Below are 12511 nucleotides of genomic sequence, written 5' to 3' on the forward strand. Positions count from 1 at the left end.
TGTCAGGCAGCCGTGAGCGCCTCGAGCATCTCGGCGAACTCATCGGCCCAGGGGTCGACAGGTAGCTCTGCCGCTTCGTGGTCCCAGTCCGCGATGGGTAGGGGTTCTGGGGTGCGTGTGTAGGTGTGCCCGGTGCTGGTGGTCCATTCGAAGACCCCGGGCGCGGGTTGTCGCAACCTCAGGTGCCCTTCGGTCTTGAGGTTGTGGGCACGCCGGTTGAGGGGTCCGGTGTTCGCGGCGGACGTCTCGGCGGGCCATGGATCACTGTGGTCGGTGTCGCAGGCCCGGGCTGGGACGGTGCTCGTCGGGAACACTGATGTGCCGTCGCGGAATTCCAGCACCTGCGCCAGCCGGGTGGGTGCGAACCTTCCGAGCCAGGTGACGGTCATGAGGTTGCCGACGTCATCGGTGACCAGGCGATACAAGAGGCTGTGTTCGTCGGCCATGGCGGCGCGGACGATGTGCGCCGGGATCGTGGCGGACCGGTCCGTCAGCTCACCCGGCATGTCGCTGAAGCCCATCAGTGACGAGAGCGGGACGGTGATGCCGATGACCGCCCGGAACCCGAGCCCACCGGACTCACGGCCCAGCAGGGCGTCAACGAGCAGGTCGGCTCTGGCTTGGTCGATGGTCCGGCCGTCATCAGCGGGAAGCCCGTGCGCGGCGCCGGTCAGTGACTGCATCACCGCGGCCGCATCCGTGGCGGTGACGTCGGCGGTCAGGCGGGTCATGCCGTCGCCCAGCGGCCGCGAGGAGACCTTGCGCTCGGCGTGAGCGCGTTCGTGGCGGCGGGCCGATTCGGTGGCTTCGGTGCGTTCGACCCACCGGTCCAACCACCGGGTCGCCTGACCCGGCGTCAACCGACCCACCCGCTCGACAGCGATGTCATCGAGCGCGGTCACAGACTCGGCATGCACCAGACGGGTCGCGGCACGGTCGATGGCTGTGACGTGGGTGGTGCTGATGCGTCCGTCGAGCCACGCCTGCCACACGTCGGGCATCCTTGACCGCAACCGCCGGGCCCGGGCCACACGGCGTTCGACCGTCGGGACCGGGAGCCGCATCGCGAGCGACAGCTCGTGCACCGCAGCATCGACCCGCCGACGTCCCTGCGCCTCACTCACGGCCTCACCAGCGGCACGGGCCCGATCGACGAAGTCGAGCATGTCGACGGCTTCGGCGGCCTCGAGCGCGGCCAGCGCCTCACGACGCACCACCACCTGCTCGATGACCTGCCGATCGTCCAACACCCGAAAACCCCCGCCGTCTCAACCTTTCCTCCACTCTAGAGACAGGGTCCGACAACACTTCTGGGCGACGAATCAGCCTGTGAACAACGGCCGAGAATCAGCCTGTGAACAACGGCCGAGAATCAGCGCGCAGCGTACGCATTGGCGTAGGCCAGCACGCTGCGCACGTAGGCGTCGGAGTGGTTGTACGAGAAGATCGCGGCGGTCCAGCCCGCCGCGGTGGTGAGATTGCCTCCGGAGGCACACAGGTACCGGCTGGCCGCGTAGGCCGCGTCGAAGATGTTGCCGGGGTCGGCCACCCCGTCGTCGTTGCCGTCCGACTGCCAGCGCTCCCACGTCGACGGAATGAACTGCAGGGGGCCGACGGCATGGTCCCACCGCATGTCGCCGTGCCAGGGCACCGTCTCGTCGGTGGAGCGGATGGCCGCGGTGCCGTTGGTGCCGTCGAGCGCCGGCCCGATGATCGGCAGCGAGGTGCGCCCGTCGGGCAGGACGGAGGCGCCGCCGTCCGTGCCGTGCAGCGACTCGATGCCGCCGATGCCGGCGAGCGTCGTCCAGCCCAGGCGGCAGGCCGGTTGCTCGGTCGCGATGCGCAGTGTCGCCGAGCCGTAGGCCCGCACCGCCACCGCGCCGATGCCCGTGCGTCGCGAGATGTCGCCGACCCACTGCGCCGAGGCCTGCCGTCCCGCGGCTACCGGGACTGTCGCGTCGACCACGGGGGCCGCCGGCTGGAGCGCCGCCGAAGGAGTCGCGGGAGCAGCGGACGCCGTCGGATCAGCAGGCGACTGCGTGAACGCCGACGCCGCGGCCATGCCGAACGCGACCATGACGCACAGCGCGACGCCGATCAGCAGCCACTCCCCCACGCCGAACCCACGACGCACCTCGACGGGTGCGTCGTCGCTATCCAAAACGTCCGTTCACGTAGTCGGACGTGCGACGGTCCTGCGGGCTGCCGAACATGGCATCAGTATCCCCGTGCTCCACGATGACGCCGGGGGTGCCCTGCGCGGCGAGGAAGAACGCGCACTGCGACGACACCCGCGCGGCCTGCTGCATGTTGTGCGTGACGATCACGATCGTCACCTCCTGCGCAAGCTCGAGCATCGTCTCCTCGATGACGCGTGTCGAGGTCGGGTCGAGCGCCGAGCACGGTTCGTCCATCAGCAGCACCTTGGGCTTGATCGCGAGGGAACGCGCGATGCACAGCCGCTGCTGCTGTCCGCCCGACAGGCCCCCACCGGGGGCGTCGAGGCGGTCCTTGACCTCGTTCCAGAGTCCGCCCTTGACCAGGCACGACTCGACCAGCTCCTCGCGGGCGTCCTTGTCGATGCGCGTGCCGGTCAGCTTCAGGCCCGCGAGGACGTTCTCCTCGATCGACATGGCCGGGAAGGGGTTGGGCTTCTGGAACACCATCCCGATCGACCGGCGGGCATCGGTCAGCTTGCGGGACGGGTCGTAGATGTCCTCGCCGTCGAGCTCGACCGATCCGGCCAGGGACGCGGACGGGATGAGCTCGTGCATCCGGTTGAGGATGCGCAGGAACGTCGACTTGCCGCAGCCGGACGGTCCGATCAGCGACGTGACCTTGCCGGCCGGCATCGTCAGCGACACACGGTCGAGCACCTGGTGGTCACCGAACCACGCCGAGACCTCGTTGGCGCGGATCTCGGCCAGTCCTGCGGTCGGCGCGGCGGGAACGACCTGGGTGGAGTCGACGTCGACCCGTCCCTCATCGGTGGTCACGGTCATGGGGTCTGTCCTTCGGGTTCGTGCGGATGATGCGGGGCGGGGATCGGACGGGGGCCGCACACAGCCGGCCCCTCGTCGGTGACGACGAGGAGCCGGCTGCTGCGTACGGGGACGTGCATGCGCTACTTGGTGACCTTGAGCTTGACGGTCTTGGCCGTCGACGAGCTGTAGTTCGCGTTTCCGGCGAAGGTGGCCTTGATCTTGTAGGAGCCCTTCTTGAGCTTCTTGAGCTTGATCGTGGCCTTGCCGTTCTTGACGGTGCCGGTGCCGATGGTCTTCGAGCCGACCTTGAGCGTCACCTTGCCGTTGGCCTTGAGCGCCGAGCCGGCGATCGTGACCGTGACCTTCGCGGTGCCACGCTTGCTGGACTTGAGGCTCTTCTTGGCCAGCGCGATCTTCGTGGCGGTCGACGCCTTGGTGATCGACAGCGATCCCGTGGCGGACGACCCGAACGTCGAAGCGTTGCCCGCGAAGGTGGCAGTGACAGTCTTGCCACCGACCGACGCAGTGGCGGGGACGGGAACCGTCGCCGAGCCGTTGACCAGCTGCACCGAGGTCGCGACGACGCCGGGCACCGAGACGCTGACGGCACCGTTGACGGCACCGCCCGTGCCCGTGACCTTGATGACGCGTGCGACACCGTAGGAGCCACCGACGGCCGAGACCGACAGACCGGACGACGTCAGGACGTTGGCCGTGACAGGAGCCGTCGAGGAGGGACCGAAGTCGTTGACGTTCGCCGGGACGAACGTCGCGGTGTAGGTGTACGAACCGACAGCGACGGACGGCAGCGTGAGGACGGCCTGGCCACCGGCGACGTTGACGGTCGACAGCACGGTGCTGCCCTGCTTGAACTGCACCTTGCCCTGAGGGTTCTGGCCCGAGGCCGACACATCGGCCGTCAGACGGACGCTTCCACCATTGGCTGCGGCGGCCGACAGAGTTGTCGTCGTGGCCGCAGCACCCTCGCCGCTCGTGCGGAACTTGGACGTCGCGGTCGTGACGGGCTCACCGCACACACCGTTCTTGGTGACGCTGGCGAGCTGCTGGAAGCCCGCGGCCTCGATCAGCGGACGTGCTTCCGGGCTGCACACGAAGCCGGTCGGCCCGAACGCGGCCTTGAGGAGCGCCGACTTGTCGCCCGAGGTGTAGTCCTTCAGGCGCACGACGTTGTACAGGGCGCGGTCAGCGGAGAAGCCGCCGACCAGCTTGATCGACGGGGCGCTGGCGGCCCGGCCGGTGGAGAAGGGCGCGACGGCGTTGGGGTCGTTCTCGATCGCGGCGACGCTGTGCTCCTGCACCTCGGCGACCTTGGTCGGGTCGGGAGTGAACGCAGCGCCGGCCGCGGCGTTCAGCTGTGCCTGGAAGAAAGTGCGAGTGCCCGATCCCGAGAACGGAATCAGCGGCTTGATCGTGCCGTTGCCGCCACCGAGCTGGTTCCAGTTGGTGACCTGGCCCTTGTAGATCTTGACCATGTCGGCTGCGGAGATCGAGGCCGGCGCGTTCGACGGCACGTTACTCGAGACGGCCAGCTTCAGGCCGTCGACGGCGAACGGCAGCTGACGAAGGTCAGCGACCTCAGTGTCGGCCAGGGTCGAGGATGACCGTGCGAAGTCGAAGGCGGTGTTGTTGCCGGTGCCCCACAGAGTGGCGCGACCCGTACCGGAGTTGTTGGGCCGCTTGAGCGAGGTTCCGTCGCGCAGCGAGAGCTCTGCTGGATCACCCGTCGCCGCGTACGACGCGATGCGACCTGTGGTCTTGGTGCCGTTGAAGCCGGCGATGCCGTTGTGCCCCTTGGCGAGGTAGTCGATCGCGATCTCGCTGGTGTCCGACCCGGCACCGACGAGGTCGCCGGTCGTCGGCGTGAAGGTGGGGTCGTACGGGGAGGTGGCGGCGCTGGCGGGTGCGACCACACCGAGCGTGAAGGCCGTGCTGGCGACGAAGGCGCCAGCCACGACCAGGGAGACTCGCTGACGAATCATGTGCGGGGGTGTCCTTTTCTTGAACGTCTCGGGGCAGCCGGGGTGCTGTCCCACGAGCACGTTAGGGGCGGTCGCCGGTACCCCGTGGCCTTTGAGATGAACGGTGGGTGTCCATCGCACACACAGTTGGTTCTGGCTGCAATCACAGCAGATTCGGCAGCAGATAGGTCGCCAGGTCAGCCGTCAGCCACGCCAGCGCCAGCAGGATCGGAGCACCGATCACCCACGTGCGCACGAGACCGAACCGGCGTCGCACGACCAGCGCTCCAGCGGTCACCGCCGCGAGCGCACCGAGGCTCAGCGCGAGCGACGCCATGACGCTGGTGTCGGCCGCCATCGCCACCTCGGAGGGCCCGATCGCGTTGAGCCTGCCCGGAGGGACGGCGAAGCCCTCGCCGGTCGAGGTGGCGTCGATGTAGACGACGTCGCCGGGAGTCAGCGCTGAGAGCCGGCCCGATCCCTCGGCAGTGACGAAGGTGATGCGCGACGCCGCGCCGGTCGGGGCCGGAGGCATCGGGTCACCGGCCCGGCGCACCCGGCCGAGCCTGTACTTCATGGTGCCCTGGCCCGTCACGACGGTCATCGCGGTGCCTGGGCCCTCGGACAGCAGCGTGGCGAACGGACGTCCGAAGGTGCTGGACCGGCCGTGGATCAGTGACACGCCGGCCTGGCCGGGCAGCACAGTGTCGCGGCGATGCCCGGGGCCGTGGATCAAGGTGCCCGACGACGTCCCCTCGGTCACGACCTGCTCCCAACCGAGCGACGGGATGCTCATGACAGCGACCGGTGCGCCAGGCGCGATGATGCCGCCGATCGGGGCTGTCCCTGCGGCGAGCTGGCCGCGGAGCTCGTCGTACAGCCGGTCCTGCGCCCTGTCCTGCTCGAAACCGCCCAGCACCATGAGCTGCGCGAGGAACCACGCGACGACGACCGCCAGCACCGTGAGGCTCGTGCTGACGACCGCAGCGGTGTCGGACAGCGGACGGCTGGGGGCCGCAGGTGCCTTCACGAGAGGCCACATCTGCGCCGGCCGCGGAATGCGGCGACGTCCGGTGAGCACCGCGGTCATCGACGTCGCCTCCACTCGGCTGCGAGCCGCACACCCGGACCACCGAGACCTGCGACGAGCAGGAGCGCGACCAGCACCGGGAGCAAGGACTGCGCCTGGCCCGACGTCTGCGCCGCCGTCGCGATGGTGTCGGTCGTTGTCGTGGCCGGTGCTGCGGCGACTGCCTGGTCGGCCGGAGCGTCCGCTGCCGGGGCAGCTGCGGCTGGCACCGCCTCTGCAGGCGTTGCAGGCTTCGGCGCACCCTTCGTGGGTGCGGCGGCCGGCTCCTTCTGCGCCTTGACCAGCTTGGCCACGGCCTGGGCCGATGCCCACAACTTGGCTGTCACGCCGGTCTTGACGATCGGGAGGTAGCCGGCCGGCAAGGTGCCGTTGCCGGATCCCTCGACCTGTCCCTCGGTCGTCGCGATGCGGATGAACGACGACACGTTCGTCGCGTCCGCCTTCTCCATTCCTGTCAGGCGCGCCGCCGTGTAGACGATCATCGTCCCGGGGTACGCACCCTCGGTGGCACGGATGCCCTTCTGCGTGAAGTCGAACGGCTGGCCGGTCTTGCCGGGCTTGGCCGTCTTGATCGCCGCCGCCATCGTGCCCTCGGTGGGCGCCACGAACGCACCGCCTGCTGAGCGCAGTGAGGCGGTACGCAGCCCGAAACGCTCTGCGTCGCCCAAGCTGACGATGCCCAGCATGAAGCGGGTGCCGACGCCCTGGCGGTCAACCCTGCCGACCTTGTACGGGTCAGACGTCGATGCACGATCGCAGCGGGTCTGCGTGTTGGGCCAAGCATCGAGGACGGCCTCCGCGACCTTGCGCAAGCTGGACACCGGAGCGGCCAGCTGGCCGAAGTACGGTGCGGGGTTGAGCGTGTAGCACTCCTGGGCGCTGGGCGGGACGTAGGTGTCACGCAGCGGGAAGTCGCTGACCGGCAGCTTGAGCTTGCGGTACGACGGGTTCACCGCCATGCCCCACGGATCCTTCGTCCCGGCGATGAAGGCCTTGGCCTCAGGATCGCTGACGACATAGTCAGTGAGCGTCTTGATGACATCAGACGACTCCGACAGCGACAGCACAGCGGCCGCCGACTCGCGGGTGATGGTGTCGAGCCCGGGGTTCAGCGCGATGAACTCGGGGTCGACATTGAGCGACTGCGGATTGGCCTCCATGCCGGGGTGACCCTGACCTCGGGCTGATCCGGTGTACGACTGGGTCAGGAGCTTCGCAAGGAGTCGCGGGGTCAGCTTCAGCTCGGCGCGCTCTCCAGCGTTGTCGGGCTCGTCGATGATGTACGAGACCGCGAATCCTGTGATGGCGGTGGGCGCGTAGCCCACGGGGTCCTTGGTCGACCGCTCTCGTTTGCCGGAGACGAAGGCGGCAGGCGCGCCGCCCTTCTCCAGCAGCGCGAAGGCCGGATCGTCTCCCAGCCGGTTGTGCTGGAACTTGAAGCGGTCCTGACGCAGGCAGTAGGCCGGCGCCCACTGCAGTGCGGCCTGGCTCATCAGCTCGGAGCCGTAGAAGGCAGTCGGCGCGCGGCTGTCGAGCACGGTGCAGGCGTCCGGCGGCAGGCCGAACGTCAGCGGTACCGCGATGCGGTTCTTCCAGTTCGACGCGCTCCACCAGTAGAGCGGCGAGACGGCGGCGTCGACACCCTCGCCGGCGAAGTTGTTGGAGCCGGCGCGCAGTCGGCCAGACTCACGACACGGCGCGTCTGTGTCGCAGCTCAACCCCATGATGGGGATGGCCACGAGTGAGCACGGCGTGGTGTCGGAGCAGCCCAGCGACTCGTTCTCGACCGCCGAGCGCACCTCGAAGTTGACCTGCCCGGTGCCATCGGCGCCCGTGAACCCGGCAACCTCCGCGGGTGGGAACGACGCGCCGACCGCGGCTTCCGGGGGCATGGTCGCCGAGCTGCAGGCGGAGTACGTCTTGCCGTTCGCCGCGACGAACGGCGTGAGGTGCACGGAGTCGTCGCCGATGTCGGGGCATCCCTCGGGCACAGTGTCGACGCCGGACACTTCGTCGCGATCCGCCGTCGCGGCCTCCGTGTCGTGCCGCCAGATCGCGAGCCGTCCACCCGTCGTCTGCGACCGCTGCTGCAGGGTCGACGTCCAGCACGTCTTCGGCGAGAGCTGCTGCGCCGCCGGCAGCGAGGCGTCGTCCAGCCCTCGGCACTGGAGGATGACCATGGGGTACTCCTGTGCCATCCCCTTCTCGCCGTAGGGGTTCGCTGCACGTCCTGCTGTTGGACGCGCACCCGTCCAGCTGACCTTGACCCGCTCCCTTCCTCGCAGGTTCAGGGTGTGGTCGACGTTCAGCGTGACGTCGCGGGAGTCGACGACCTCGGCTGTCTCCGGGGTGTCGGTCGGGGACGGCGCGTCGTCCGTGGGAGTCGGCGACGCGCCTGTGGGCGAAGGGCTCGCGTCCGTGGGGGTCGGCGTCGCGCCGGTGGGCGTCGGCTCCGGATCGGCCTCGACCGACGCATCGCCGGTGAAGGTACGAGTGACGGTCTTGGTCTTGGTGAACGCCCCCTCACCGGTCGACGCGGCGCTCGCGGGCGCACCACCCGTCACCACCATGCTGACCATCAGGCCCGCGGCGAGCAGCAGCGCGACGATCTCACGCGGTCGGATGTACGTGGTCATGCTGCCGCTCCCTGCCGGCGACGCTGGCGTCGCTTGAAGTAGACCGCTCCCACGCCGGGAGCGAGGATGATCGCGAGCAGCTCGGCGACCGCGAGGGCACCGAACACCTTGGTGTCGCCGGCACGTCCCGATACCAGCTCGGTCGGCACCGCGATCGATGTGTCGGCTGCGGCAGCTGTCGTGGTGTCGGTCGACGCGACCTCTCCCGTCCCCGGATCGACGGCAGCGGCCGGAGCATCACCGCCCGGTGCGGCCGCGACCGGCGCACCACCCGCTGCCGCGGTTGGCTTGCCCGCTGCCGCGGCCGGCGTCGTCGGGGCTGTGCCCGTCTCGGTGCCGCACGGCCCTGCGCCCTGCTTGTCGCACGCCGGCGGCTGGGGGGCGATCTCGGCGAGCTTGTTCTTCGACAGGTCGCCGGCGACGAACGTAGGGTTGTTGCACTTCGTGACGTCACGGTCGGTGAAGTCGACCGCCGGGTCCGCCGTCGAGAGCTTCTTGAGCTGATCGAAGCCGGCCTGCACCAGGTTGAGCGGCAGCGGTGAGTAGCCGTACGGACCGGCCTTGCTCTGCCCCTGGCACAGCGAGTAGAACATGAAGTCCGTCAGCGTCTGGCGCTTGGCAGTCGTCATGCGCTGGTCCTTGGCCCCCGTCGGCAGCAGCATGTAGGAGTACGACGACAGCGGGTAGGCGCGAGGGTCCGTCGACGTGTACACCCCGTCGAGGATCGACGTGAGGTACGCCTGGGACGTCGTGTCGGTGTTGATCTTGGCCGTGGTCAGCGCCACCGCGACGTTGTACTGCGTGGGCTCGACGAAGTAGCCGGCCTTGTTGAGCAGCTTGACGACGGGGTACTTCTTGTTGACCGGGTACGAGTACTCGACATAGCCGATCGTGCCGTTGCCCTGTGAGCTCGAGATCGTGTTCATGACCTGGTCTGAGCCCGCCGCGCTGATCGTCTTCGTGCCGGACTTCTTGGGGTAGTAGGACGTCAGGCCGGTCCGGCCGAAGTACGGCTGCCAGATCGACGGGAACTGCTGGTCGAGCCAGGCCGTGAACTGGGCTGTCGTGCCGGAGCCGTCGGCGCGGACGACGGGGACGATCGTCAGGCTCGGCAGCTTGCGGCCGTTGTTGTCTGCCGAGATCGCCGGATCGTTCCAGTTGGTGATCTTGTTGGTGAAGATCTTGGCGATCGTGTCGCCCGACAGGCGAAGGTCCTTGACGAGCTTGCCGCCGACCTTGACCTGATACGTGAAGGCCGTGCCGCCGGCGACGATCGGCATGTACGCGAACTCGCGGTCCCCCGCGGTGTCGACGGCACCGAACTCGTCCTTGCCCTGGTACGGGATCTCGGTGATGCCGAAGTCCGTCACGTTCTGGGCGAAGTCCTTGCGGCCCTGCGAGGAGCCAGCACCGTTGTAGGTGATCTTGATGCCGTTGGCGTCAACGTCGGAGATCCATTGGGCGACGATGCCCTGCGACCACGTCGACCCGGATCCCTCGATCTGGGCGTACGCAGCCTGTGCCGGGTTCGCAGTGGCGATCAACAGGGACGACGACAGCAGCCCGACGAGGACCGCCAGCAGCGCCCGAGCGCGCCTCGACGTGAGACGCCGTCCGAGCGGGACGGGGAGGGTGGTGGCGTGGGTGTTCAACGGGATCCCTTTCGGGGACGGGCCAGCAGACGAGCGCCGACGAACAGGATGAGGACGACGGCGAGGAGGATCGCAGCGGCACCGTAGGCGCGCTCGATGTAGACGGGCTCGCCGCTGCGCACGGTCGAGAAGATGAACAGGGGCAGCGAGTTCATGACGCCCGTGGTGGGGTTCGTCACCATGAACGAGGCGGCGCCTGAGGTCAGCAGCACGGGCGAGGTCTCGCCGATGCCGCGGGCCACGCCGAGGATCACGGCCGTGGCAAGGCCGGGGCGCGCCGTCGGCAGGACGATGTGCCACACCGTGCGCCACCGGGATGCTCCCAGCGCAAGGCTCGCCTCGCGCAGCCCGCCGGGCACGACGCGCAGCACGACGTCGGACGCGCGGGCGATGATCGGCAGCATCATGACGCCCAAGGCCATGGCGGCGGCGAGGCCGGACCGTGGCAACCCCAGCCCGACGATCAGGGTCGTGTAGATGAACAGACCGGCCACGATCGACGGCAGCGCCGTCATGGCCTCGACGATCGTCCGCACGAGCCGCGCGAACCGTCCGCCGATCTCGGTCATGTAGATCGCCGTGCCGATACCCAGCGGGATCGCCACGATGATCGCGATGCCCACCTCGATCAGCGAGCCGACGATCGCGTGCGCGACCCCGCCACGGTCGAGCGGGTCGCGGGGACCGACGCCTGCCATGTCGTCGAAGAAGGTGTTGAGGTGCAGGAGGGGCTTGTAGCCCTTGGCGAAGATGAACAACACGGTCGAGACCAGCGCCAGACCGACCAGCCCAGCCGCCAAGGTGATGACGATCGTCACGATGCGGTCGACGACCTCGGGCCAGCCGTTGTCGATCGCGGTGACGACGGCGATCAGCGCGATGCCGAGCACCACCGTGACGGCCACGAAGACGAGCGGACCGTCCCACGGCATGAGCCGCCCGCACACCAGCCACGCCAGCGCCAGAGCCGCGACCCAGCAACCGATCAGCTCGAAGCGCTGCTCGGCGGTCGTGCGGCTCAGGGCACGACGCGCATGGGGCGGCACGACGGTCGTCGACGAGGGCTCGAGGCGCACGGAGGTGCTTCCGAGCGACGTCACCACGTCGGCGGGCCGGTCGTCCAGGTCGATGCTCATCAGGCGTCAGCTCCCTGTCCGGAACGGCTGCGGGCCACGATCGTGGCCGCGAGGGTGTTGATGGCCAGGGTGATCAGGAACAGCACGAAGCCCGCCGTCAGCAGAGCCTGCAGCTGCAGCGAGGTCGCCTCGCCGAACCGTCCGGCGATCAGCGCCGAGATCGAGTTGGTGCCCACCTCGAGCGGCTTGATCTTGAGGTCGAACGACGGCGAGATGATCAGCACGACGGCAATGGTCTCGCCGAGCGCGCGTCCGAGCCCCAGCATCGTGCCGCCGATGATGCCGCCCTTGCCGAACGGCAGCACGACGGTGCGGACGACACCCCAGTGCGTGGATCCCAGGGCGAACGCCGCCTCGCGCTCCCCCGCCGGTGCTTGCGAGAACACCTGCTGCATCACGGCGCACGCCATGGGGATGACCATCATGGCCACCGCGATGCCCGCCACGAACGCCGATGCGGTGTAGCGGGTCTGCTCCCAGACAGCCGCGTTCGGGTCGGCGTCGACCCGGAAGAACGGGATGAAGCCCAGGTGCTGGTGCAGCCACAGCGCGAATGCGCTGGCGTGAGGTTGGATGAGCGTGAACCCCCACAGCCCGTAGATGATGCTGGGCACCGCGGCCATCAGGTCGATGAGCGAGACCAGCGTCGACTTGATCCGGGCCGGGGCGTACTCGGCGATGTAGAGCGCCGTGAGCAACGACAGTGGAAAAGCGATCATCAGTGCGACCGCGGCGATCGTGAACGTCCCGACCAGTACCGCGCCGATGCCGAGCACATCGGCCTCGGGCTGCCACTGCGTCTCGGTCAGGAAGCTGAAACCGTATCGCCCGAACGTCGGCAGCGCAGACCACGCCAGGAACAGGCCGATGCCGGCGGTGATCGCCAGCACGGTCGCCGCGATGGCGCGCGTGCCGAGGACGAAGGCCCGGTCGGATCCGGACTCGTCGATCCACAGGTCACGCGGCTCGTCGGGCTCCACGTCGATCGACGCAGAACGCAGGGTCGTGCTCACAGGGGGGACTCATTTCGCGGT

The 12511-nt window shown here is 68.8% G+C and carries 9 protein-coding genes; all 9 read right to left on the reverse strand.

Annotated features, from left to right (window positions below):
- Positions 1 to 2: 2 nt before the first annotated feature.
- Positions 3 to 1250: a DUF222 domain-containing protein gene (locus tag JOF40_RS16130; protein WP_129183682.1), complete on the reverse strand. Its 1248-nt coding sequence runs from the start codon at positions 1248 to 1250 to the stop codon at positions 3 to 5.
- Between the two features lie 122 nt (positions 1251 to 1372).
- On the reverse strand, positions 1373 to 2161 hold the full coding sequence (locus tag JOF40_RS16135; protein ID WP_129183680.1) for a lytic transglycosylase domain-containing protein: 789 nt from the start codon (positions 2159 to 2161) through the stop codon (positions 1373 to 1375).
- The gene (locus JOF40_RS16140; RefSeq protein ID WP_129183678.1) at positions 2154 to 3002 is read right to left on the reverse strand and encodes a phosphate ABC transporter ATP-binding protein; all 849 of its coding nucleotides are present in this window, start codon (positions 3000 to 3002) and stop codon (positions 2154 to 2156) included. Before JOF40_RS16140 ends, JOF40_RS16135 begins: the two co-directional genes overlap by 8 nt.
- Positions 3003 to 3124: 122 nt before the next feature.
- A complete protein-coding gene (locus JOF40_RS16145) occupies positions 3125 to 4957 on the reverse strand; it encodes an Ig-like domain repeat protein (protein ID WP_209674655.1) in 1833 nt (610 codons plus the stop codon).
- A 169-nt stretch (positions 4958 to 5126) separates the two neighbouring features.
- Positions 5127 to 6053 carry a sortase domain-containing protein gene (locus JOF40_RS16150; protein ID WP_129183674.1) on the reverse strand — a complete coding sequence of 309 codons (927 nt, stop codon included), beginning with the start codon at positions 6051 to 6053 and terminating at the stop codon, positions 5127 to 5129.
- A complete protein-coding gene (locus JOF40_RS16155; RefSeq protein ID WP_129183672.1) occupies positions 6050 to 8689 on the reverse strand; it encodes a hypothetical protein in 2640 nt (879 codons plus the stop codon). The genes JOF40_RS16150 and JOF40_RS16155 overlap by 4 nt, the downstream gene beginning before the upstream one ends.
- Complete coding sequence (locus tag JOF40_RS16160) at positions 8686 to 10341, reverse strand: substrate-binding domain-containing protein (RefSeq protein WP_245343148.1); 1656 nt, start codon at positions 10339 to 10341, stop codon at positions 8686 to 8688. Before JOF40_RS16160 ends, JOF40_RS16155 begins: the two co-directional genes overlap by 4 nt.
- Entirely contained in the window at positions 10338 to 11477 is a 1140-nt protein-coding gene (pstA, locus tag JOF40_RS16165; RefSeq protein ID WP_129183670.1) for a phosphate ABC transporter permease PstA, read from the reverse strand. The genes JOF40_RS16160 and pstA overlap by 4 nt, the downstream gene beginning before the upstream one ends.
- Positions 11477 to 12490: a phosphate ABC transporter permease subunit PstC gene (gene pstC / locus JOF40_RS16170; protein ID WP_246152851.1), complete on the reverse strand. Its 1014-nt coding sequence runs from the start codon at positions 12488 to 12490 to the stop codon at positions 11477 to 11479. Before pstC ends, pstA begins: the two co-directional genes overlap by 1 nt.
- Positions 12491 to 12511 lie beyond the last annotated feature (21 nt).

Source organism: Aeromicrobium fastidiosum (assembly GCF_017876595.1).
Lineage (GTDB): Bacteria > Actinomycetota > Actinomycetes > Propionibacteriales > Nocardioidaceae > Aeromicrobium > Aeromicrobium fastidiosum.

What these genes read in the sequence shown, in the direction of transcription:
- JOF40_RS16140 (WP_129183678.1), bottom strand. Translation starts at nt 3,002, where the DNA reads ATGACCGTGACCACCGATGAGGGACGGGTCGACGTCGACTCCACCCAG.
- JOF40_RS16150 (WP_129183674.1), bottom strand. Translation starts at nt 6,053, where the DNA reads ATGACCGCGGTGCTCACCGGACGTCGCCGCATTCCGCGGCCGGCGCAG.
- JOF40_RS16155 (WP_129183672.1), bottom strand. Translation starts at nt 8,689, where the DNA reads ATGACCACGTACATCCGACCGCGTGAGATCGTCGCGCTGCTGCTCGCC.
- pstA (WP_129183670.1), bottom strand. Translation starts at nt 11,477, where the DNA reads ATGAGCATCGACCTGGACGACCGGCCCGCCGACGTGGTGACGTCGCTC.